The organism is Burkholderia sp. USMB20, from assembly GCF_000949135.2.
Classification (GTDB): Bacteria; Pseudomonadota; Gammaproteobacteria; order Burkholderiales; family Burkholderiaceae; genus Burkholderia.
This window is the reverse complement of sequence record NZ_JTAN02000018.1, coordinates 30985-54142: the sequence shown is the minus strand read 5'-3', so window position 1 is coordinate 54142 and position 23158 is coordinate 30985. Positions and strand designations below refer to the sequence as shown.

Annotated in this window: 15 protein-coding genes; 11 read left to right on the top strand and 4 right to left on the bottom strand. The window is 65.0% G+C overall.

Annotated features, from left to right (window positions below; genetic code table 11):
• Positions 1 to 39: 39 nt before the first annotated feature.
• From rluB to truB, 6 genes are all read left to right on the top strand, one after another.
• Positions 40 to 1749, top strand: a complete 1710-nt coding sequence (rluB, locus tag PL79_RS22470; RefSeq protein ID WP_044846034.1) for a 23S rRNA pseudouridine(2605) synthase RluB — start codon at positions 40 to 42, stop codon at positions 1747 to 1749.
• Positions 1750 to 2167: 418 nt separating this feature from the next.
• Positions 2168 to 2626, top strand: a complete 459-nt coding sequence (gene rimP, locus PL79_RS22465) for a ribosome maturation factor RimP (RefSeq protein WP_014897219.1) — start codon at positions 2168 to 2170, stop codon at positions 2624 to 2626.
• Entirely contained in the window at positions 2626 to 4101 is a 1476-nt protein-coding gene (gene nusA / locus PL79_RS22460; protein WP_044846033.1) for a transcription termination factor NusA, read from the top strand. The genes rimP and nusA overlap by 1 nt, the downstream gene beginning before the upstream one ends.
• Positions 4102 to 4192: 91 nt before the next feature.
• Positions 4193 to 7114 carry a translation initiation factor IF-2 gene (infB, locus tag PL79_RS22455; RefSeq protein ID WP_044846032.1) on the top strand — a complete coding sequence of 974 codons (2922 nt, stop codon included), beginning with the start codon at positions 4193 to 4195 and terminating at the stop codon, positions 7112 to 7114.
• 113 nt (positions 7115 to 7227) lie between these two features.
• On the top strand, positions 7228 to 7626 hold the full coding sequence (gene rbfA, locus PL79_RS22450) for a 30S ribosome-binding factor RbfA (RefSeq protein WP_006495346.1): 399 nt from the start codon (positions 7228 to 7230) through the stop codon (positions 7624 to 7626).
• A 13-nt stretch (positions 7627 to 7639) separates the two neighbouring features.
• Positions 7640 to 8572, top strand: a complete 933-nt coding sequence (truB, locus tag PL79_RS22445; RefSeq protein ID WP_044846031.1) for a tRNA pseudouridine(55) synthase TruB — start codon at positions 7640 to 7642, stop codon at positions 8570 to 8572.
• A gap of 92 nt (positions 8573 to 8664) precedes the next feature.
• On the opposite strand, the gene PL79_RS22440 is transcribed toward truB, so the two are convergent.
• The 4 genes from PL79_RS22440 to PL79_RS22425 all read right to left on the bottom strand — a co-directional run bounded on the left by PL79_RS22440 (position 8665) and on the right by PL79_RS22425 (position 13597).
• On the bottom strand, positions 8665 to 10224 hold the full coding sequence (locus PL79_RS22440; protein WP_044846030.1) for a DHA2 family efflux MFS transporter permease subunit: 1560 nt from the start codon (positions 10222 to 10224) through the stop codon (positions 8665 to 8667).
• A gap of 27 nt (positions 10225 to 10251) precedes the next feature.
• Positions 10252 to 11469, bottom strand: a complete 1218-nt coding sequence (locus tag PL79_RS22435) for an HlyD family secretion protein (protein WP_044846029.1) — start codon at positions 11467 to 11469, stop codon at positions 10252 to 10254.
• 52 nt (positions 11470 to 11521) lie between these two features.
• On the bottom strand, positions 11522 to 13018 hold the full coding sequence (locus tag PL79_RS22430) for an efflux transporter outer membrane subunit (RefSeq protein ID WP_044846028.1): 1497 nt from the start codon (positions 13016 to 13018) through the stop codon (positions 11522 to 11524).
• Between the two features lie 87 nt (positions 13019 to 13105).
• Positions 13106 to 13597, bottom strand: coding sequence for a MarR family winged helix-turn-helix transcriptional regulator (locus tag PL79_RS22425; RefSeq protein WP_014897211.1), 492 nt, complete (start codon positions 13595 to 13597; stop codon positions 13106 to 13108).
• A 334-nt stretch (positions 13598 to 13931) separates the two neighbouring features.
• Between PL79_RS22425 and typA the strand changes: the two genes are divergently transcribed.
• The 5 genes from typA to zapE all read left to right on the top strand — a co-directional run bounded on the left by typA (position 13932) and on the right by zapE (position 23062).
• Positions 13932 to 15758, top strand: coding sequence for a translational GTPase TypA (typA, locus tag PL79_RS22420; protein WP_044846027.1), 1827 nt, complete (start codon positions 13932 to 13934; stop codon positions 15756 to 15758).
• Positions 15759 to 16074: 316 nt separating this feature from the next.
• Positions 16075 to 18939, top strand: a complete 2865-nt coding sequence (locus PL79_RS22415) for a 2-oxoglutarate dehydrogenase E1 component (RefSeq protein ID WP_044846026.1) — start codon at positions 16075 to 16077, stop codon at positions 18937 to 18939.
• Positions 18940 to 19075: 136 nt separating this feature from the next.
• Entirely contained in the window at positions 19076 to 20353 is a 1278-nt protein-coding gene (odhB, locus tag PL79_RS22410) for a 2-oxoglutarate dehydrogenase complex dihydrolipoyllysine-residue succinyltransferase (RefSeq protein WP_044846025.1), read from the top strand.
• A gap of 81 nt (positions 20354 to 20434) precedes the next feature.
• Complete coding sequence (gene lpdA, locus PL79_RS22405; RefSeq protein WP_044846024.1) at positions 20435 to 21865, top strand: dihydrolipoyl dehydrogenase; 1431 nt, start codon at positions 20435 to 20437, stop codon at positions 21863 to 21865.
• A 99-nt stretch (positions 21866 to 21964) separates the two neighbouring features.
• Positions 21965 to 23062 carry a cell division protein ZapE gene (zapE, locus tag PL79_RS22400; protein ID WP_044846023.1) on the top strand — a complete coding sequence of 366 codons (1098 nt, stop codon included), beginning with the start codon at positions 21965 to 21967 and terminating at the stop codon, positions 23060 to 23062.
• The last annotated feature ends 96 nt before the right edge of the window (positions 23063 to 23158 follow it).

Sequence of the window (23158 nt, the reverse complement as noted above, 5' to 3'; positions counted from 1 at the left end):
GCCCGAGTCGGGCGCGAGACCTGACATTTTGAGGTTGTTTTGACTGATATCCACGATATTGAATCGTCCGCGCCTGCCGTGCAGGCCGCGCGTGCCGACGATGCGCCGGAGCAGGACGCTCCGGCCGCGGGTGGTGACGAGCGTCCCCGCCGCGGCCTGCGGCGCGGCCCGCGCAGCCTGATCGCGCGTCGCCGCGCGGCAGCCAAGTCGAAGGGCGATGGCGAGTCGCAGGGCGGCGAGGGCGCGGAAGCGCAGCCGGCCGACGCGGCGGAAGCGCAGCCCGCACGCGCGCCGCGCAAGGAAGGTGCGGCCAAGGGTGGCCGCAAGCCGGCCGGCAAGCGCGAAGGCGCAGCCAAGGGTGCCCAGGGCGGGCAAGGCGGCCAGGGGCGACGCGGCGGTTCGGCGAAGGCCGAGGGCGGCGCGGCGAAGGCCGAAGGCGACGCAGCGTCGCAGGACGATCTGTTCGCCTATGTGACGTCGCCGGCATTCGACGCGGACAATTCGGCGGGCGGCAGCGGCGTACGTGCGCCGATGCTGCGTCGCGGCCGCAGCCAGCCGGCGAACAAGCGCGTGCTGTCGCCGGACGACGACGCACCGAAGCTCCACAAGGTGCTCGCGGAAGCCGGCATGGGTTCGCGCCGCGAAATGGAAGAGCTGATCGTCGCCGGCCGCGTGTCGGTGAACGGTGAGCCCGCGCATATCGGCCAGCGCATCATGCCGACCGACCAGGTTCGCATCAACGGCAAGCCGGTCAAGCGCAAGCTGCCGAACAAGCCGCCGCGCGTGCTGCTGTACCACAAGCCGACCGGCGAGATCGTCAGCCACGCGGACCCGGAAGGTCGTCCGTCGGTGTTCGACCGCCTGCCGCCGATGAAGACGGCGAAATGGCTCGCGGTGGGCCGTCTCGACTTCAACACCGAAGGCCTGCTGATGCTGACGACGTCGGGCGATCTCGCGAACCGCTTCATGCATCCGCGCTACAGCGTCGAACGCGAGTACGCGGTGCGCGTCGTCGGCGAACTGTCCGAAGGGATGCGGCAGAAGCTGCTGCATGGCGTCGAGCTCGATGACGGCCCGGCGAACTTCCTGCGCATCCGCGACGGTGGCGGCGAAGGCACGAACCACTGGTATCACGTTGCGCTGGCCGAAGGCCGCAACCGCGAAGTGCGCCGGATGTTCGAGGCGGCCGGCCTGATGGTGAGCCGCCTGATCCGTACGCGTCACGGTCCGATCCCGCTGCCGCGCGGCCTGAAGCGCGGTCGCTGGGAAGAGCTTGACGAGGCGCAGGTGCGCAAGCTGATGGCGACTGTCGGCCTGAAGGCGCCGTCCGAGGAAAAGGGCAAGCGCGGTGGTGGCGGGCAGGCTGAGCGCCGCCAGCCGGATCCGATGCAGACGTCGATGGGCTTCATCGGCCGCGAGCCGGTGCTGACGACGCATGGTCAGCTCGACCAGCCGCGTCGCGGTGGCGGCCGGCGCGGCGCCCCGGGCCTGCCCGGCCTGAGCGGTTACGGCAGCTTGCCGGTTTCGCCGTCGGGTTATGGCAACCGCTCGGGTGGCGGTCGCGATGTCGACGGCAATCGTGCGTCGTATGGCGCGGGCCCCAAGCGTGAAGGCGCTGGCGGCAAGCGCGGCGGCGGCAAGGGCGGCAACCGCAATCCCAACGGCAATCGCGCCGAAGGCGCCGGCAACGGCGGCGGCGGTGCGCGCGGCGGTCAGCGTCCGCAGCGCAATCGCTCGCGGGGCCGCTGAGCGTTTGTGGCGTCCGGCGGCATGAAGCCGCCGGTGTGCCGGCGAAATCGGCATGAGTCCGGTTGGGTCGGCACCTCGCCCTGCGTGGTTTGCTTTTGACTGTATATATATCGCGCTGCCGGATTGTGCCGCCTGGTCGGACAGTCCGGTTTCGCATTTTTGGTCGGTAAAGGCGGGCTGGACGCTGCTTTTACCGGCTGGCTTGGCGTTTGCGCCAAAAATCGCTATAATCGCGGAGTCGCTGGGCGTACGGATTCAATGTGCGGCTCAGGTGCGACCACCAGTAAGAAGATGGGCGTTCCGCCCATTTTTTTTTGCTGAAACGGTTAGGCATCTCGGGTAGCGCTTCCTGCGCCGGCTAAGGCGCGCGCCCGCGGGTGAATCGCGAGCGGCGGGCGCGAACACCTGAGAGGACACTGTGCAACTGACGGAACTGATAGAAACCACGGTCACCGGGCTCGGCTACGAGCTGGTGGATCTCGAGCGCACCGGGCGCGGCATGCTTTGCATCTACATCGATCAGCCTGCCGGCATCTCGCTCGAAGATTGCGAAAAGGTCACGCGTCAGCTCCAGCACGTCTTGACGGTCGAAAACATCGATTACGAACGGCTCGAAGTCTCGTCCCCGGGGCTCGACCGCCCGTTGAAGAAGCTGGCCGACTTCGAGCGCTTCGCCGGCAGCGAAGTTTCCGTGACCTTGAAAAAGCCGCTGGACGGGCGCAAGACGTACCGGGGCATTCTGCACGCGCCGAATGGCGAAACGATCGGTTTGGAATTTGAGAGGAAGAAGGGCGAGGCAGCCATGCTGGATTTCACGCTGGCCGATATCGACAAAGCCCGCCTGATTCCGCAAGTTGACTTTAGGAGCCGCAAATAATGAGTCGCGAAGTGTTGATGCTGGTGGATGCGCTGGCGCGCGAGAAAAACGTCGACAAGGATGTGGTGCTGGGCGCCCTCGAGGCCGCGCTCGCTTCCGCTTCCAAGAAGCTGTTCGACGAAGGCGCCGAAATCCGCGTCCATATCGATCGCGAAAGCGGCGAGCACGAAACCTTCCGTCGCTGGCTCGTCGTGCCCGACGAGGCAGGCTTGCAGGAGCCGGATCGCGAGATCCTGCTGTTCGAAGCACGTGAGCAGAAGCCCGACGTCGAAGTCGGCGAATTCATCGAGGAGCCGGTGCCGTCGATCGAGTTCGGCCGTATCGGCGCGCAGGCCGCGAAGCAGGTGATCCTGCAGAAGGTGCGCGATGCCGAACGCGAGCAGATCCTGAACGACTACCTCGAGCGCGGCGAAAAGATCATGACCGGCACGGTGAAGCGCCTCGACAAGGGCAACTTCATCGTCGAATCGGGCCGTGTCGAAGCGCTGCTGCGCCGCGACCAGCTGATCCCGAAGGAAAACCTGCGCGTGGGCGACCGCGTGCGTGCCTACATCGCGAAGGTCGACCGCACCGCGCGCGGCCCGCAGATCGAACTCTCGCGCACTGCGCCCGAGTTCCTGATGAAGCTGTTCGAGATGGAAGTGCCGGAAATCGAGCAGGGCCTGCTCGAGATCAAGGCAGCCGCTCGCGATCCGGGCGTGCGCGCGAAGATCGGCGTGATCGCCTACGACAAGCGGATCGATCCGATCGGCACCTGCGTCGGCATCCGCGGCTCCCGCGTGCAGGCCGTGCGCAACGAGCTCGGTGGCGAAAACATCGACATCGTGCTATGGTCCGAGGATCCCGCCCAGTTCGTGATCGGCGCGCTCGCGCCGGCAGCCGTCCAGTCGATCGTCGTCGATGAAGAAAAGCACTCGATGGACGTCGTCGTCGACGAGAACGAGCTGGCTGTCGCGATCGGCCGCAGCGGTCAGAACGTTCGCCTTGCCAGCGAACTGACCGGCTGGCAGATCAACATCATGACGCCGGACGAATCCGCCCTGAAGCAGGGTGAAGAGCGCGACCGACTGCGTTCGCTGTTCATGGCGCGTCTCGACGTCGACGAAGAAGTTGCCGACATCCTGATCGACGAAGGCTTCACGAGCCTCGAAGAGATCGCGTACGTGCCGCTCAACGAAATGCTCGAAATCGAGGCGTTCGACGAGGACACCGTGCACGAACTGCGCAACCGCGCACGCGACGCTCTGTTGACGATGGCGATCGCGAACGAAGAAAAGGTTGAAAATGCAGCGCTGGATTTGAAGGGCCTCGACGGCATCACGCCGGAGTTGCTCGCGAAGCTGGCCGAACACGGCATGCAGACGCGCGACGATGTCGCCGAGCTGGCCGTGGATGAACTGGTCGATATGACCGGGATGGAAGAGGATGCCGCTAAGGCGTTGATCATGAAAGCACGTGAACACTGGTTCCAGTGAGAAATGACCATGGCGCACTGATTTGATGGCGGCCGTATGGCCTGACCCGATGCTAACCGCAAGGAATCGGTCCTTGCACTAAGAGGAATGAATGGCGAGTAACAACGTAGCCCAATTTGCCGCGGAACTGAAAATGCCTGCTGGTGTGCTGCTCGAACAGCTGCAGGCAGCGGGCGTCCAGAAAGCGAGTGAAGACGATGCGCTGTCCGAAGCGGACAAGGCGCGTCTGCTCGATCATTTGCGCAAGTCACACGGCGCAACCGACGGCGACAAGCGCAAGATCACGCTGACCCGCAAGCATACGTCGGAGATCAAGCAATCTGACGCGACGGGCAAGGCTCGCACCATTCAGGTCGAGGTCCGCAAGAAGCGTACGTTCGTCAAGCGCGACGACGTGGCCGAGGGTGCGGAACAGGGTCAGGCGCAGGTCGCCGAAGCGGACGACGATGCGGAGCTGAAGCGTCGCGAGGAAGAAGCGCGCCGCGAGGCCGAGCTGCTCGAGAAGCAGGCGCAGGAACTGCGCGAGCGTCAGGAGCGCCTCGAGCGCGAGGAAGCCGAGCGCCGTGCCCGTGAGGAAGCGGCCGAAGCCGAGCGCCGCCGTGCCGAGGAAGAAGCGGCGGCGAAGCGTGCCGCGGCCGAAGCCGCAGCGGCACAGCAGGCGGCTGCCCAGCAGGCCGCCGAGGCTCAGCAGGAAGCAGCCGGTGCGCAGTCCGCGCAGGATGAAGCACGCGCGGCCGCCGAACGTGCGGCCCAGCGCGAAGCGGCGAAGAAGGCCGAGGATGCTGCCCGCGAGGCGGCGGACAAGGCGCGCGCCGAGCAGGAAGAGATCAGCAAGCGTCGCGCGGCGGCAGAAGCCGAAGCACGCGCGATCCGCGAAATGATGAACACGCCGCGCAAGGCCGTGGTCAAGGCAGTCGAGCCGCCGAAGCCGGTGGAACCGCCGAAGCCGGCCGAAGCGAAGGGCACGCTGCACAAGCCGGCAAAGCCGGCGGGCGCAGCTGCGCAAGCACGCCCGGCCGTGAAGAAGCCGGCCGGTGCAGCGCCGGCGGCCACGACGGCACCGGCAGGCGCGGGCGACCGCAACAAGAAGCCGGGCGGCGGCAAGGGCGGCTGGCAGGACGACGCAGCGAAGCGCCGCGGCATCAAGACGCGCGGCGATTCGAGCGGCGGCGTCGACCGCGGCTGGCGCGGCGGCCCGAAGGGTCGCGGCCGTCACCAGGACAGCGCATCGACGTTCCAGGCACCGACCGAACCGATCGTGCGTGAAGTGCACGTGCCGGAAACCATCTCGGTTGCCGATCTCGCGCACAAGATGTCGATCAAGGCCTCCGAAGTCATCAAGGTGATGATGAAGATGGGCCAGATGGTCACGATCAACCAGGTGCTGGACCAGGAAACGGCGATGATCGTCGTCGAGGAACTGGGCCACCGCGCGGTTGCCGCGAAGCTGGACGATCCGGAAGCACTGCTCGTCGAAGGCGAGACCGGTACCGATGCGGAACAGCTGCCGCGTCCGCCGGTCGTCACCGTGATGGGTCACGTCGACCACGGCAAGACCTCGCTGCTCGACCACATCCGCCGCGCGAAGGTTGCAGCGGGCGAAGCGGGCGGCATTACGCAGCACATCGGCGCATACCACGTCGAAACGCCGCGCGGCGTCATCACGTTCCTCGATACGCCGGGTCACGAAGCGTTCACGGCAATGCGTGCACGCGGCGCGAAGGCGACCGACATCGTGGTGCTGGTGGTGGCAGCCGACGACGGCGTGATGCCGCAGACGAAGGAAGCCATCGCGCACGCGAAGGCGGGTGGCGTGCCGATCGTCGTGGCGATCAACAAGATCGACAAGCCGGAAGCGAACCCGGACCGCGTCAAGCAGGAACTGGTCGCGGAAGGCGTCGTGCCGGAAGAATACGGTGGCGATTCGCCGTTCGTGCCGGTGTCGGCCAAGACGGGCGTCGGTATCGACGACCTGCTCGAGAACGTGCTGCTGCAGGCCGAAGTGCTGGAACTGAAGGCACCGGTCGAGGCGCCGGCGAAGGGCATCGTGATCGAAGCGAAGCTGGACAAGGGCAAGGGCCCGGTCGCGACGATCCTGGTGCAGTCGGGTACGCTGAATCGCGGCGACATCGTGCTCGCAGGCACGGCTTACGGCCGCGTGCGTGCGATGCTCGACGAGAACGGCAAGCCGACGAAGGAAGCCGGCCCGTCGATCCCGGTCGAAATCCAGGGTCTGTCGGAAGTGCCGGGTGCAGGCGAGGAAGTGATCGTGCTGCCGGACGAGCGCAAGGCGCGCGAAATCGCGCTGTTCCGTCAGGGCAAGTTCCGCGACGTCAAGCTGGCGAAGCAGCAGGCCGCGAAGCTGGAAAGCATGCTCGAGCAGATGGGCGAAGGCGAAGTGCAGAACCTGCCGCTCATCATCAAGGCAGACGTGCAGGGCTCGCAGGAAGCGCTCGTGCAGTCGCTGCTCAAGCTGTCGACCGACGAAGTGCGCGTGCAGATCGTGCACAGCGCGGTGGGCGGCATCAGCGAGAACGACGTCAACCTGGCAACGGCATCGAAGGCGGTCATCATCGGCTTCAATACGCGTGCGGATGCACAGGCGCGCAAGCTGGCCGAAGCGAACGGTATCGACATCCGCTACTACAACATCATCTACGACGCAGTGGATGAGGTGAAGGCCGCGATGTCGGGCATGCTGGCGCCGGAGAAGCGCGAAGTCGTGACCGGCATGGTCGAGGTGCGCCAGGTGTTCAAGGTGCCGAAGGTCGGTACGGTTGCCGGCTGTATGGTCACCGACGGTATCGTCAAGCGCTCGTCGTCGGTTCGCGTGCTGCGCAACAACGTCGTGATCTTCACGGGCGAACTCGAATCGCTGAAGCGCTTCAAGGACGACGTGAAGGAAGTCAAGCAAGGCTTCGAGTGCGGTATGTCGGTGAAGAACTTCAACGACATCATCGAAGGCGACCAGTTCGAAGTCTTCGAAGTGACCGAAGTCGCACGGACGCTGTAATCGTCGCGTATCGGCTCATGGGGCGGGGCAGGCTTGGGCCTGTCCCGCCCATTTTCATGGTGGCGCGCCAACGGCGCGTCGCTTTATCCTGATAAACGGATCACGGATCGATCATGTCCAGGAAACGTACTTCCCCCAATCGCAACGTTCAGATCGCCGACCAGATTCAGCGCGATCTGTCCGAACTCATCATGCGCGAGGTCAAAGACCCGCGCATCGGTATCGTGACCATCCAGAGCGTCGAGCTCACGCCGGACTACGCGCACGCGAAGGTCTATTTCACGGCGCTGACCGGCGATCCGGACAAGACGCAGGAAGCGCTGAACCACGCGTCGGGCCACCTGCACAACCTGCTGTTCAAGCGCCTGCACATTCATACGGTGCCGACGCTGCACTTCCATTACGACCAGACGATCGAGAAGGCCGTGGAAATGTCGCGCCTGATCAAGGAAGCCAACTCGACGCGCGCGAAGGACGACGACGAAGCCGACGCGCCCGCGAAGGACGATTGAGCGCGCACGCCCCATGACGACTGCAGCTCCCCAGCGTCCACGCGTGCCGCGGCGCGCGCTGGACGGCGTCCTTCTGCTCGACAAGCCGGTCGGCCTGTCGAGCAACGACGCCCTGATTCGCGCGAAGCGCCTGCTTCTCGCGAAGAAAGCCGGCCATACCGGCACGCTCGATCCGCTGGCCTCGGGCCTGTTGCCGCTGTGCTTCGGCGAAGCGACGAAGTTCTCGCAGGACTTGCTGGAAGCGGACAAGACCTACGAAGCGACGATGCGTCTCGGCGTGCGCACGACCACCGGCGACGCGGAAGGCGACGTGCTCGACACGCGCGCCGTCGAATGCGACCGTGCGGCGGTCGAAGCGGCGCTCGCGCGCTTTACCGGCGAGATCGTGCAGGTGCCGCCGATGTATTCGGCGCTCAAGCGCGACGGCAAGCCGCTGTACGAATACGCGCGTGCGGGCCAGACCGTCGAGCGGGAAGGCCGCAACGTGACGATCCATGCGCTCGATCTGCTGGCCTGTGAATTGCCGGACGTGACGTTCCGCGTGACCTGCAGCAAGGGCACGTATGTGCGCACGCTGGCCGAAGACATCGGCGAAGCGCTCGGCTGCGGCGCACATCTGACGATGCTGCGTCGCACGGGTGTCGGCGCGCTGACGCTCGAACATGCGGTGACGCTCGACGCGCTGTCCGACGCTGCCGAAGCGGCGCGCGACGCCTGGCTTCAGCCGGTCGACGCGTTGCTGTCGACGTTTCCGCTGGTACGTCTCGACGAAACCAGCGCGAAGCGATTCCTGCACGGCCAGCGCCTGCCGCTGTCGGCGGTCGATCCGATCGATGCGGCCGAGGGCGAGCGTGTGCGCGTGTACGACGCGCAGCGACTGCTCGGCGTGGCGCGCAAGGCCAACGGCGTGCTCGCGCCCGAACGCCTCGTCGTGACGGCTGCGTAACGCGCGACGCGCAAGCGCCGTCGTCGGAACGAAAAAAACCCGGTCGATTTCGACCGGGTTTTTTGTTGGGCGCGCTCGTTCGAGCGCGGTGCTCAGTGTGCAGCCGACGCCGCCGCACCCGCATCGCCGCCGCCCGCGCGCTCCGGCTTCGTGATCCAGATCAGTCCGATCAGCAGCACGAAGATCGCCGCCGAGATGTAGAACAGATCGTTCACGCCGAGTTGCGCGGCCTGCTGCGTGGCCATGTTGTTGATGAGGCCGTGCGCCTGGTCCTGCGTCAGCCCGAGGCTGCGCATCTGCGTGACGGCCTGGTTGAACGTCGGGTTGTACGGGTTCGCCTGCTCGACCAACTGCGCGTGATGGAAGTTGTTGCGGTGGTCCCACGCGGTCTGGAAGATCGATGTGCCGATGCCGCCGCACATGATCCGCACGAAGTTCGACAGGCCGGACGCCGCGGGAATGCGGTTGCCGGGCAGGCCGGACAGCGTGATCGACACGAGCGGGATGAAGAAGCCCGCCATCGCGATACCCTGCACGAGCGTCGGCAGCGTCAGCGACCATTCGTCGACGCCCGTCGTGTATCGCGAACGCATCCAGAAGCACAGCGCAAACGTCAGGAACGACGCCGTCGAGATGAAGCGCGGATCGGTACGCGGCAGATACTTCCCGGTGAGTGGCGACAACAGGATCGCGAACAACCCGACCGGCGCCATCACGAGGCCGGCGTCGGTCGCGGTGTAGCCGATTTGCGTCTGCAGCCACAGCGGCAACAGCACGAGATTGCCGAAGTACAGGCCGTACCCGATCGACAGTGCGACTGTGCCGCCGGTGAAGTTCCGCATGCGGAACAGCGACAGGTCGACGACCGGGTGCTCGGCGGTCAGCTCCCAGATCACGAAGAACGCGAACGCAATGACAGCGGTCAGCGCGAGCACGATGATGGTCGTCGACGCGAACCAGTCGAGATCCTTGCCCTTGTCGAGCATGATCTGCAGCGAGCCGACCCAGATGACCAGCAGCGCGAGGCCCACGCCGTCGATCGGCGCGCGGCGCACGGCCGACTCCCGATTGCGATAGATCGCCCACGTCGCGGCGGCGGCGGCGATGCCGACCGGGATGTTGACGTAGAAGATCCACGGCCACGAATAGTTGTCCGAGATCCAGCCGCCGAGAATCGGGCCCGCGACGGGTGCGATCAGCGTCGTCATCGCCCATAGTGCGAGCGCCATCGGTGCCTTCGCGCGCGGATAGCTCGACAGCAGCAGCGCTTGCGACAGCGGAATCATCGGGCCCGCGACCGCGCCCTGCAGCACGCGCGAGCCGAGCAGGAACGGCAGGTTCGGCGACAGCCCGCACATCCACGACGAGATGACGAACAGGATGATCGACGCGAGGAACAGGCGGACCTGACCGAAGCGGTCGGTCAGCCAGCCCGTCAGCGGCACGGAGATCGCGTTCGCGACGGCGAACGACGTGATGACCCACGTACCCTGGTCGGACGACACGCCGAGGTCGCCCGAGATGGTCGGGATCGCGACGTTCGCGATGGACGTGTCGAGCACGTTCATGAACACCGCGAGCGATACCGCGATCGTCCCGAGCACGAGTTGCCCGCCCTGCAGCGGCGGGTGGGAGACAGGAGCCTGTGCCATGTCGATAGTTTTCCGGAGTCGGAACCGTTACATCATCTTGGCGGCGGCGTTCGACTTCGCCGCGGCCGGTGCCGGCGCGTTGCCGCCGGCGTTCTCGGCGATGATGCGCGCGATCTCGGCGTCGGCTTCGTCGCCGTACTTCGCGAACACGTTCGTTTCGTAGACCGTGTTCTGCGCGTTGGCGAGCTGGTCGCCGCGCTCGTCCTTGATGTCGACGTCGACCTGCATCGACAGGCCGATGCGCAGCGGATGCTTCTCGAGTTCCTTCGGATCGATCTCGATACGCACCGGCAGGCGCTGCACGACCTTGATCCAGTTGCCCGTCGCGTTCTGCGCCGGCAGCAGCGAGAATGCCGAACCCGTGCCGGCCGAGAAGCCGACGACCTTGCCGTGGTAGACGGCCGACGAGCCGTAGATGTCGGCGGTCAATTCGACCGGCTGGCCGATACGCATGTGCTTGAGCTGGACTTCCTTGAAGTTCGCGTCGACCCACACCGCGTTCAGCGGCACGACCGACATCAGCGGGTTGCCCGGCGACACGCGCTGGCCGACCTGAACCGAGCGCTTTGCGACATAGCCGGTCACCGGTGCGGGCAACACGTTGCGCGCGTTCGCGAGGTACGCGTCGCGAACCTTCGCTGCCGCGGCCATCACGTTCGGGTGCGACGCGATCGTCGTGTTCGCGGTCAGTGCGCGGTTCGATGCGAGCTGCTGTTGCGCCGCGTCGACCGACGCCTGCGCGGCGCGCACCGCGTCGCGTGCATGGGAGATTTCTTCCTGCGACACGGCGCCCGTCTGCGCGACGGCCATCCGGCGGCGCAGGTCGTCCTGCGCCTTCGACAGGTCGGACTGGCGCAGCGCGACTTGCGCGCGGTACTGGTCGTCGTTGACGAACAGGCCGCGCACCTGGCGCACCGTTTGCGCGAGGTTGGCCTCGGCCTGCTGCAGCGCGACCTGCGAGTCGGCCGGGTCGAGCACGACCAGCGGATCGCCGGCCTTGACCGTCTGCGTATCGTCGGCCTTCACGGCGATCACGGTACCCGTGACCTGCGGCGTGATCTGCACGACGTTGCCGTTCACGTATGCGTCGTCCGTCTCTTCATGGAAGCGCGCGACGAGGAAGTAGTACAGACCGTACGCGATGGCCGCGATCACGATGACCGCGATCAGCAGCGTCATCATCCGTTTGCGCTTCCCGTTGTTCTGCGGCTGTGCGCTGGCGGCGTTTTGTTGAGGGTCGCTCATGGCGATTTTCTCCGTCCGTTATTTCGAGTGTCTGCGTAGTGGTGGCGCCGGATCAGTTGGCGGCCTGTCTTGTCTGCTTGTCGGCGTCGGGCGCGGCGAGCCGCGTGCCGGTCGCGTCGAACCCGCCGCCGAGCGCCTTGATCAGCGCGAGCTGCATGTCGCGCCGGCGCATCTTCAGGTTGGTCACCGTCTGTTCCGATGCGAGGCGGTTGGTGTCCGCGGTCAGCACCTGGAGCTGCGGCGACAGGCCGGCCTTGTAGCGGATCACGGCGAGGTCGTACGCCCGCGTCGACGCATCGAGCGCACGCTGCGCGTCATCCATCTGGCGATCGACCGCACGGATCGACGCGACCTGCGTCGCGACGTCGTTCAGCGCGCTGATCAGCGTCTGGTTGTAGTTCGCGACCGACAGGTCGAAGTCCGCGTAGCGGCCCTTGAGCTGCGCGCGCAACGCACCGGCATCGAAGATCGGCAGGTGGATGGCCGGCCCGAACTGCGCCTGGCGGCTCGCGAAATTCAGGAATTTGCCCCAGCCGAACGCATCGAAGCCGAAGCCGGCCGCGAGGTTCACGTCGGGGAAGAATTCGGCCTTCGCTTCCTTCACGTCGTGCATCGCGGCCTCGACCTGCCAGCGCGCGGCGACGATGTCGGGGCGGCGCGACACGAGGTCGGCCGGCAGGTTGCCGGGCAGTGCGACTTCGCCGGTCGGGTTCATCACCGGCGCGGCGATCTGCAGTCCGCGATCCGGCCCCTTGCCGAGCAGCGCGGCGAGCTGGTAGCGCACGGTCGTGATCTGGCCGTCGAGGTCGGACAGCGATGCCTGGGTCGTCGCGATGTTGCCGCGCGCCGTCTGGCGTTCCACGTTGGTGTCGAGACCGGCCGACACGCGGCCGTCGGTGATCTTGCCGACCGTCTGGCGGTTGGCGATCTCGCGCTGCGCGATGTCGCGCAGCGCATACAGCTGGGCGAGCGAGTTGTAGGTGCGGGCCACCGACGACGCGAGCGTGATGCGCGCCTGTTGCATGTCGGCCTCGGCGGCCTTTTCCTGCGACACGGCGGTGTGCAGGCGCTCGCGGTTCTTGCCCCACAGGTCGAGATCCCACGACGCGCTCGCGAGTGCGTTGTTCTCGCTGTACCACTGGCCGCCGTACGGGGGCGGGAACAGCGCGTTCGACGAATACAGCTCGCGTGTCCACGAGTAGCTGGCTTCGGCCTTCGGCATCAGGTTCGAGCGCGACGACTCGATGTACGACGACGCCTTCGCGATGCGCGCCTGTGCCTGCGCGATCGACGGGTTGCCCTGGAGCGCCTCGTCGATCAGCTTCGGCAACTGCGGATCGCCGAACTGGTTGGCCCAGTCGAGCGCCGGCCACTGGCCGCCCTGGGCCGGCAGGCTCTGGGCGGTTTCGAATTGCGATGCGGGTGCGATCTGCTTGTCGCTCTTGATGCCGATGTAGTTTGCGCAGCCCGCCAGCGCCAGCGCGGCAACCGCGGCGGCGACGGCGGCGCGGCACGACCCGGCGCGCACGGACAACGGGGAGGATTTCATCGCGCTGTTCCCTGACTCGGAATGAATGATGGACACTGCAAGGATTTCCTTACATTAATCTGTCAAAAGTAATTGTTATGGCAACTATTACGTGATGCTGCCGCCCGCGGTTTCGCAGTAGTTGCTGAGAATGCGGCGCAACATGCTCTTCAGGAACCCGACTTCTTCCGGCGTAAATCCGTCCAGCAGCTCGTCGAGCACGCTACGGAACACCGGCGGCAGACGCTCGGCAAGCGCGCGGCCTTCATCGGTCAGCTCGAGCCGTACGACCCGTCGATCCTCGATGCTGCGCACGCGGGACAGCAGGCCGCGTTTCTCGACGCGATCGAGCAGGCGCGTGACCGCGCTCGCGTCGATCCCGTATTCCCGCGCGAGTTCGGCGGCCGTCGAGCACTTTCCGACGGCGATCATGAACAGCATGCTCGCCTGCGTGCCCGTAATGCCGAGCTCTTCCTGCGTGCGCTGCGTGACGAGGTTGGTCATCACCGACTTCACACGCGACATCAGATAACCGACGCTGTCGTTCATCTGATACGAGGACAGCGGCGAAACGGGCGGTTGGGAAGGAGAATCCGACATAAAACCCTGAAGCTGCAATAGTTGACTAGGCAGCAGTATAGGCGCTATTTGCTTGCCGCGGCAAATATTAATCGAACGAGCGGGCGGGCGCTGCGCGGCCCGAAATTCCCTTGCGGGCGTCAGGGTCTTCGTTCGTGGGCGGTGTGTCGGCAGGCGGAATCGTCCTCTGCGAGGCGAGGGCGGGGCGCATCATCTTTCGCGTTGCAACACACGGTCCGGCTCTCGACATTCTCACGTGCTATAATTTGAGGCTTTCCAAGCTGCAACGCGCACGCACGTGTCCCGGTGACTGACGAGCGTGCGCGTTTGCGCGTTCAACGATTTCCAGGTTTCTATGACCCGCGCCCTTCGCAATATCGCCATCATCGCTCACGTCGACCACGGCAAGACCACGCTCGTCGACCAACTGCTCCGCCAGTCCGGCACCTTCCGCGAGAACCAGCAGATTGCCGAGCGAGTGATGGACTCGAACGACATCGAAAAAGAGCGCGGGATCACGATTCTCGCGAAGAACTGCGCGGTCGAATACGAAGGCACGCACATCAACATCGTCGACACGCCGGGGCACGCGGACTTCGGTGGCGAGGTGGAGCGTGTGCTGTCGATGGTCGACTCGGTGCTGCTGCTCGTCGACGCGGTCGAGGGCCCGATGCCGCAAACGCGCTTCGTCACGAAGAAGGCGCTGGCGCTGGGCCTGAAGCCGATCGTGGTCGTCAACAAGATCGACCGTCCGGGCGCGCGGATCGACTGGGTCATCAACCAGACCTTCGACCTGTTCGACAAGCTCGGCGCGACCGAAGAGCAGCTCGACTTCCCGATCGTCTACGCATCGGGCCTGAACGGCTATGCGTCGCTCGATCCGGCGACCCGCGAAGGCGACATGCGCCCGCTGTTCGAGGCGATCCTCGCGCACGTGCCGGTTCGCCCGGCCGATCCGGAAGCGCCGCTGCAACTCCAGATCACGTCGCTCGACTACTCGACGTACGTCGGCCGGATCGGCGTCGGCCGCATCACGCGCGGCCGCATCAAGCCGGGCCAGCCGGTCGTGATGCGCTTCGGTCCGGAAGGCGACGTGCTGAACCGCAAGATCAACCAGGTGCTGTCGTTCAAGGGCCTCGAGCGCGTGCAGGTCGAGTCGGCCGAAGCCGGCGACATCGTGCTGATCAACGGTATTGAAGACGTCGGCATCGGCGCGACGATCTGCGCGGTCGACACGCCGGAAGCGCTGCCGATGATCACGGTCGACGAGCCGACGCTGACGATGAACTTCCTCGTCAACTCGTCGCCGCTGGCCGGCCGCGAAGGCAAGTTCGTGACGAGCCGCCAGATCCGCGACCGCCTGATGAAGGAACTGAACCACAACGTCGCGCTGCGCGTGAAGGACACGGGCGACGAAACGGTGTTCGAAGTGTCGGGCCGCGGCGAACTGCACCTGACGATTCTCGTCGAGAACATGCGCCGTGAAGGGTATGAGCTGGCCGTGTCGCGTCCGCGCGTCGTGATGCAGGAAATCGACGGTGTGCGCCACGAGCCGTACGAGCTGCTGACGGTCGACGTCGAAGACGAACACCAGGGCGGCGTGATGGAAGAGCTCGGTCGCCGCAAGGGCGAAATGCTCGACATGGCATCGGACGGCCGCGGCCGCACGCGCCTGGAATACAAGATCTCGGCACGTGGCCTGATCGGCTTCCAGAGCGAATTCCTGACGCTCACGCGCGGCACGGGCCTGATGAGCCACATCTTCGACTCGTACGCACCGGTCAAGGACGGCTCGGTCTTCGAGCGCCGCAACGGCGTGCTGATCTCGCAGGATGACGGCGCCGCGGTCGCCTACGCACTGTGGAAGCTGCAGGATCGCGGCCGCATGTTCGTGAAGCCGGGCGACGCGCTGTATGAGGGCATGATCATCGGCATCCACAGCCGCGACAACGACCTCGTCGTGAACCCGATCAAGGGCAAGCAACTGACCAACGTGCGCGCGTCGGGCACCGACGAAGCCGTGCGCCTCGTGCCGCCGGTCCAGATGTCGCTCGAATACGCGGTCGAATTCATCGACGACGACGAACTCGTGGAAGTGACGCCGCAGTCGATCCGCCTGCGCAAGCGCTTCCTGAAGGAGCACGAGCGTCGCCGCGCGAGCCGCGAAGGCGCGGTCGACTAAGTTCGATCGTTCCCTTGCATGATGAAAAAGGCTGCCTTCGGGCGGCCTTTTTTGCATCTGCGCGATGCGCAATCGGGCGGGCTGCAAAACACTGTTCCCGCGGGTCGTGGCAATCCGGCAAAACCCCGTCGCGCGGTGCTTTCGGGCACATTTCGTCGTGAACTTCGGTAACGGTTCTGTGATATGCTGCGCGCACGCAAGTTTTAGGTCCTTCCAAGCAAGACTTGATTCGCAATCCGCTAAACGGTCAGGCCGTGTCGCGGAAGGTTGAGTAACCCGCTATTTCTCGAGAAGCTCGAAGAAAGGTGAGCGTAAAATGTCAGATGTAATGAAGCAGTTTCAGCTGAACTCCTATCTGTTCGGCGGCAATGCTTCGTACGTTGAAGAACTGTACGATGCATACCTCAACAATCCGGCATCGGTGCCGGAGAACTGGCGAGAGTATTTCGACGCGCTGCAGAACGTGCCTGCAACCGACGGCTCGAATGCCAATGACGTCGCTCATTTTCCGATCGTCGAATCGTTCGCCGAGCGCGCGAAGGCCAATGCCTTCATCCCGCGCGAAAGCACCAGCAATCTGGCGACCGCGCGCAAGCAGGTCCACGTCCAGTCCCTCATCAGCGCATATCGCTTCCTCGGCTCGCAATGGGCCAATCTGGATCCGCTGAAGCGTCGCGAACGTCCCGCCATTCCCGAACTCGAACCCGCGTTCTACGACTTCTCCGAAGGCGACCTCGACCAGACGTACAGCGCAAGCAACCTGTATTTCGGCTTCGACCAGGCTTCGCTGCGCGACATCGTCAAGGGCCTGCGTGACACGTATTGCGGCACGATCGGCGCCGAATACATGTACATCAGCGATCCGGAGCAGAAGCGCTGGTGGCAGGAGCGCCTGGAATCGACCCGCGCGACGCCGTCCTTCTCGATCGACAAGAAGAAGCACATCCTGAATCGCCTGACGGCAGCGGAAGGCCTCGAGCGCTATCTGCACACCAAGTACGTCGGCCAGAAGCGCTTCTCGCTCGAAGGCGGCGAAAGCTTCATCGCGGCGATGGACGAAGTCGTCCAGCACGCGGGCAAGCGCGGCGTGCAGGAAATCATCATCGGCATGGCCCACCGCGGCCGTCTGAACGTGCTGGTCAACACGCTGGGCAAGATGCCGGCCGACCTGTTCGCCGAATTCGAAGGCAAGCACGTCGACGACCTGCCGGCCGGTGACGTGAAGTACCACAAGGGCTTCTCGTCGGACGTGTCGACCGAAGGCGGTCCGGTCCACCTGTCGCTCGCGTTCAACCCGTCGCACCTCGAAATCGTGAACCCGGTGGTCGAAGGTTCCGCGAAGGCGCGGATGGACCGTCGCGGCGACGAAGACGGCCTGCAAGTGCTGCCGGTGCAGATCCACGGCGACGCGGCCTTCGCCGGCCAGGGCGTCGTGATGGAAACGCTGAACCTCGCGCAGACGCGCGGTTACGGCACGCACGGCACGCTGCACATCGTCATCAACAACCAGATCGGCTTCACGACGTCGGACCCGCGCGATGCGCGCTCGACGCTGTACTGTACCGACGTGGTCAAGATGATCGAAGCGCCGGTGCTGCACGTGAACGGCGACGATCCGGAAGCCGTCGTGCTCGCGATCCAGATCGCGATCGACTACCGGATGCAGTTCCACAAGGATGTCGTGATCGACATCGTCTGCTTCCGCAAGCTGGGTCACAACGAGCAGGACACGCCGGCGGTCACGCAGCCGCTGATGTACAAGAAGATCGCGCAGCACCCGGGCACCCGTGCGCTGTATGCCGAGAAGCTCGTGCAGCAGGGCGTGATCACCGCGGAAGACGCCGACAACTACGTGAAGGCGTACCGCAAGGCGATGGACGACGGCCACCACACCGTCGATCCGGTCCTGTCGAACTACAAGAGCAAGTACGCGGTCGACTGGGTTCCGTTCCTGAACCGCAAGTGGACGGACGCAGCCGATACGGCCGTGCCGCTCGCCGAACTGAAGCGCCTCGGCGAACGCATCACGACGGTCCCGGAAAACTTCAAGGTCCACCCGCTCGTCGAGCGCGTGATCAACGACCGCCGCAACATGGCGCGCGGCGACCAGCCGCTCGACTGGGGCATGGGCGAACACCTCGCGTTCGCGTCGCTCGTCGCATCGGGCTACTCGGTGCGCCTGACGGGCCAGGACTCGGGCCGCGGCACGTTCACGCACCGTCACGCGGTGCTGCACGACCAGAACCGCGAGCGCTGGAACGACGGCACGTACGTGCCGCTGCAGAACATCGCCGACGGTCAGGCGAAGTTCACGGTGATCGACTCGGTGCTGTCGGAAGAGGCGGTGCTGGGCTTCGAATACGGTTACTCGACCGCCGAGCCGAACACGCTCGTGCTGTGGGAAGCGCAGTTCGGCGACTTCGTCAACGGCGCGCAGGTCGTGATCGACCAGTTCATCTCGTCGGGCGAAGTGAAGTGGGGCCGCGTGTCGGGTCTCACGATGCTGCTGCCGCACGGCTACGAAGGCCAGGGTCCGGAACACTCGTCGACGCGTATCGAGCGTTTCCTGCAACTGTGTGCCGATCACAACATGCAGGTCGTCCAGCCGACGACGCCGGCGCAGATTTTCCACCTGCTGCGTCGCCAGATGATCCGCCTGTTCCGCAAGCCGCTGATCGTCGCCACGCCGAAGTCGCTGCTGCGTCACAAGGAAGCGGTGTCGGACCTGTCGGAACTCGCGAAGGGTTCGTTCCAGCCGGTGCTGGGCGAAACCGACGGCGGCATCGACGCGAAGAAGGTCAAGCGCGTGCTGGCTTGCTCGGGCCGCGTGTACTACGACCTCGTCGCGCATCGCCGCGAAGCGAAGGCGAACGACGTCGCGATCATCCGTATCGAGCAGCTGTATCCGTTCGCGCACAAGCAGTTCGAAGCCGAAATGAAGAAGTACGAGAACGCGACTGAAGTGGTCTGGGTGCAGGACGAGCCGCAGAACCAGGGTCCCTGGTTCTACGTCGAGCACCACCTGAAGGAAGGCATGAAGGAAGGGCAGAAGCTGGCATACAGCGGCCGTCCGGCTTCGGCCTCGCCGGCGGTTGGCTACTACGCGAAGCACTACGAGCAGCAGAAGGCCCTCATCGAAGGTGCATTCGGCCGCCTGAAGAGCGCATCGATCGCGAAATAACCGACGTCAAGCGAAACGGGAAGGCGCACTGCGCTTTCCCGTCTCTTTTGGCCTGCCGGGCGCGTCGCGCGCCGCACCGGCCGAAGGAATCGCACGAACCTCGTCATACCCCAGATTAAGCATCCAGGAAAATCACATGGCTATCGTAGAAGTCAAAGTCCCCCAGCTTTCGGAGTCGGTTTCGGAAGCCACCATGCTGCAGTGGAAGAAGAAGCCGGGCGAAGCAGTCGCGCAGGACGAAATCCTGATCGAACTCGAGACCGACAAGGTCGTGCTCGAAGTGCCGGCACCGGCCGCGGGCGTGCTCGCGCAAGTGCTGCAGAACGACGGTGACACCGTGGTCGCCGACCAGATCATCGCGACGATCGACACCGAAGCGAAGGCAGGTGCTGCCGAAGCAGCGGCAGGCGCCGCCGAAGTGAAGCCGGCGGCAGCCCCTGCTGCAGCCGCACCGGCAGCACAGCCGGCTGTCGCGACCGCGTCGAGCTCGGCCGCCGCATCGCCGGCCGCAGCGAAGCTGCTGGCCGAGAAGGGCCTGTCGGCAGGCGACGTCGCAGGTTCGGGCCGTGACGGCCGTGTCACGAAGGGCGACGCGCTGGCCGCAGGCAGCGCACCGAAGGCTGCTCCGGCCGCCGCACCGGCGAAGGCCGCTGCTGCGAAGCCGGCGCTGCCGGAAGTGAAGGTGCCGGCATCGGCAGCGACGTGGCTGAACGATCGTCCGGAACAGCGCGTGCCGATGTCGCGCCTGCGTGCGCGTATCGCCGAGCGCCTGCTCGAGTCGCAGCAGACCAACGCGATCCTGACGACGTTCAACGAAGTGAACATGGCTCCGGTCATGGAACTGCGCAACAAGTACAAGGACAAGTTCGAGAAGGAACATGGCGTGAAGCTCGGCTTCATGTCGTTCTTCGTGAAGGCGGCCGTGCACGCGCTGAAGAAGTTCCCGCTGGTGAACGCGTCGATCGACGGTAACGACATCGTCTACCACGGCTACTTCGACATCGGTATCGCGGTCGGTTCGCCGCGCGGCCTGGTCGTGCCGATCCTGCGCAACGCCGATCAACTGAGCCTCGCCGAGATCGAGAAGAAGATCGCCGAATTCGGCCAGAAGGCGAAGGACGGCAAGCTGTCGATCGAGGAAATGACGGGCGGTACGTTCTCGATCTCGAACGGCGGCGTGTTCGGCTCGATGCTGTCGACCCCGATCATCAACCCGCCGCAATCGGCCATCCTCGGCGTGCACGCGACGAAGGAACGCCCGGTTGTCGAAAACGGCCAGATCGTGATCCGTCCGATCAACTACCTGGCCCTGTCGTACGACCACCGCATCATCGACGGCCGCGAAGCAGTCCTGTCGCTCGTCGCGATGAAGGATGCGCTGGAAGATCCGGCACGCCTGCTGCTCGACCTGTAAGCCGAGTCTCACTGCATTGACCCGCCCCGCACGCTCGCGCACTTGCGCGAGCGTGCGGGCGTACAAGTAGAAAGGATTGTCATGTCCAAGGAATTTGACGTCGTCGTGATCGGCGCCGGCCCCGGCGGCTACATCGCCGCGATTCGCGCCGCGCAGCTCGGCAAGACCGTTGCCTGTATCGAGAAGTGGAAGAACCCGGCCGGCGCGCTGAAGCTCGGCGGTACCTGCCTGAACGTCGGCTGCATCCCGTCGAAGGCGCTGCTCGCCTCGTCGGAAGAGTTCGAGAACACGTCGCATCACCTGGCCGACCACGGCATCACGGTCGACGGCGTGAAGATCGACGTCGCGAAGATGCTCGGCCGCAAGGATGCGATCGTCGAGAAGATGACGAGCGGGATCGAGTTCCTGTTCAAGAAGAACAAGATCACCTGGCTGAAGGGCCATGGCAAGTTCACCGGCAAGACCGATGCCGGCGTGCAGATCGAAGTGAGCGGCGAGGGTGAAACCGAAGTCGTCACCGCGAAGAACGTGATCATCGCGACGGGCTCGAAGGCGCGTCACCTGCCGGGTATCCCGGTCGACAACAAGATCGTGTCGGACAACGAAGGTGCGCTGACGTTCGACTCGGTGCCGAAGAAGCTCGCCGTGATCGGCGCAGGCGTGATCGGCCTCGAGCTCGGCTCGGTGTGGCGTCGCCTGGGTGCCGAAGTGACGGTGCTCGAAGCGCTGCCGGCATTCCTCGGCGCAGCCGACGAAGCGCTCGCGAAGGAAGCGGCCAAGCTGTTCAAGAAGCAGGGCCTCGACATCCATCTCGGCGTGAAGATCGGCGAAGTGAAGACGACCGCCGACGGCGTGTCGATCGCTTACACGGACAAGGACGGCAACGCGCAGACGCTCGACGCCGACCGCCTGATCGTGTCGGTCGGCCGCGTGCCGAACACCGACAACCTCGGCCTCGAGGCAATCGGCCTGAAGGCGAACGAGCGTGGCTTCATCGACGTGGACGACCACTGCCGTACCGCGGTGCCGAACGTCTACGCGATCGGCGACGTGGTGCGCGGCCCGATGCTCGCGCACAAGGCGGAAGACGAAGGCGTGCTGGTCGCGGAAGTGATCGACGGCCAGAAGCCGCACATCGACTACAACTGCATTCCGTGGGTGATCTACACGTACCCGGAAATCGCATGGGTCGGCAAGACGGAACAGCAGCTGAAGGCCGAAGGCCGCGAGATCAAGTCGGGCAAGTTCCCGTTCTCGATCAACGGCCGTGCGCTCGGCATGAACGCGCCGGACGGCTTCGTGAAGATGATCGCGGACGCGAAGACCGACGAACTGCTCGGCGTGCACGTGATCGCCGCGAACGCGTCGGACCTGATCGCGGAAGCCGTGGTGGCGATGGAGTTCAAGGCGGCGTCGGAAGACATCGCCCGCATCTGCCATCCGCACCCGTCGATGTCGGAAGTGATGCGCGAAGCGGCGCTCGCCGTCGACAAGCGCTCGCTGAACAGCTGAGCGCGGTATAGCGCCGGCCGGCCATTGGCCGGTGCAGCCGTCTCATGACGAAGGCGGGCGGGGGTTTCCCGCTCGCCTTCGTTCTTTCCGGTTTGCCCGATGAACGTCACCGAATACTACACGCGCGAACTGACCACGCGCGGCTATCAGTCCGATCCCGCCCAGCGCGCGGCCGTCGACCGCCTGCAGCGCTGTTTCGACGAGTGGGTCGAGTACAAGGCGCGTCGCTCGAACGCGTTCAAGAAGCTCATCAATCATCCGGACCTCCCGCGCGGCGTCTACATGTGGGGCGGCGTCGGCCGCGGCAAGAGCTTCCTGATGGACAGCTTCTATGCGGTGGTGCCCGTGCAGCGCAAGACGCGCCTGCATTTCCACGAATTCATGCGTGAAGTCCACCGCGAACTCGAGGAGCTGAAAGGGCAGGCCGATCCGCTCGACGAGCTCGCGCGGCGCATCGCGAAACGCTACCGGCTGATCTGTTTCGACGAATTCCACGTGTCGGACATCGCCGACGCGATGATCCTGTATCGGCTGCTCGATCGCCTCTTCAACAACGGCGTGCAGTTCGTGATGACGTCCAACTACGATCCCGACGATCTGTATCCCGATGGCCTGCATCGCGACCGCATGCTGCCGGCGATCGCGCTGATCAAGCAAAAGCTCGACGTGCTGAACGTCGACGCGGGCGTCGACTATCGCCAGCGCACGCTGGCGCAGGTGCAGATGTACCACACGCCGCTCGGCGCGGACGCCGATCGCGAACTGCGTCATGCGTTCGCGAAGCTCGCCGCGGTGCCGGACGAAAGCCCGATCCTGCATATCGAGAAGCGCGAGTTGAAGGCGCTCCGCAAGGCCGACGGGGTCGTCTGGTTCGACTTCGCGACGCTGTGCGGCGGCCCGCGTTCACAGAACGACTATCTCGAGCTTGCCAGCCGCTTCCATGCGATCGTGCTGTCGGAAGTGCCGCAGATGTCGCCGCGGATGGCGTCCGAGGCGCGACGCTTCACCTGGCTCATCGACGTGCTGTACGACCACAAGGTCAAGCTGCTGATGTCCGCGGCGGTGCCGGCGGAGCAGCTGTACGTCGAAGGGCCGATGGCGAACGAGTTCACGCGCACGGTGTCGCGGATCGTCGAGATGCAGTCGAAGGAATACCTCGAAACGCCGCGTCGTATCGTCGATACTTCGCTGACCTGATCGCGGTTGCCGGCGAGCGGCGGGTTTCAAAGGTCAATTCCGGTCAAATTCCCGCAATCTCCGGGTATTTTCGGACTTGTCTTATGTTCACGGTTG

Bases quoted from the DNA above. Each gene is read 5' to 3' on its own strand.
- PL79_RS22425 (WP_014897211.1), bottom strand. From the start codon at position 13,597: ATGTCGGATTCTCCTTCCCAACCGCCCGTTTCGCCGCTGTCCTCGTAT.
- truB (WP_044846031.1), top strand. From the start codon at position 7,640: ATGACGACTGCAGCTCCCCAGCGTCCACGCGTGCCGCGGCGCGCGCTG.
- zapE (WP_044846023.1), top strand. From the start codon at position 21,965: ATGAACGTCACCGAATACTACACGCGCGAACTGACCACGCGCGGCTAT.
- lpdA (WP_044846024.1), top strand. From the start codon at position 20,435: ATGTCCAAGGAATTTGACGTCGTCGTGATCGGCGCCGGCCCCGGCGGC.
- PL79_RS22415 (WP_044846026.1), top strand. From the start codon at position 16,075: ATGTCAGATGTAATGAAGCAGTTTCAGCTGAACTCCTATCTGTTCGGC.
- infB (WP_044846032.1), top strand. From the start codon at position 4,193: ATGGCGAGTAACAACGTAGCCCAATTTGCCGCGGAACTGAAAATGCCT.
- PL79_RS22435 (WP_044846029.1), bottom strand. From the start codon at position 11,469: ATGAGCGACCCTCAACAAAACGCCGCCAGCGCACAGCCGCAGAACAAC.
- PL79_RS22440 (WP_044846030.1), bottom strand. From the start codon at position 10,224: ATGGCACAGGCTCCTGTCTCCCACCCGCCGCTGCAGGGCGGGCAACTC.
- odhB (WP_044846025.1), top strand. From the start codon at position 19,076: ATGGCTATCGTAGAAGTCAAAGTCCCCCAGCTTTCGGAGTCGGTTTCG.
- PL79_RS22430 (WP_044846028.1), bottom strand. From the start codon at position 13,018: ATGAAATCCTCCCCGTTGTCCGTGCGCGCCGGGTCGTGCCGCGCCGCC.
- typA (WP_044846027.1), top strand. From the start codon at position 13,932: ATGACCCGCGCCCTTCGCAATATCGCCATCATCGCTCACGTCGACCAC.
- nusA (WP_044846033.1), top strand. From the start codon at position 2,626: ATGAGTCGCGAAGTGTTGATGCTGGTGGATGCGCTGGCGCGCGAGAAA.
- rbfA (WP_006495346.1), top strand. From the start codon at position 7,228: ATGTCCAGGAAACGTACTTCCCCCAATCGCAACGTTCAGATCGCCGAC.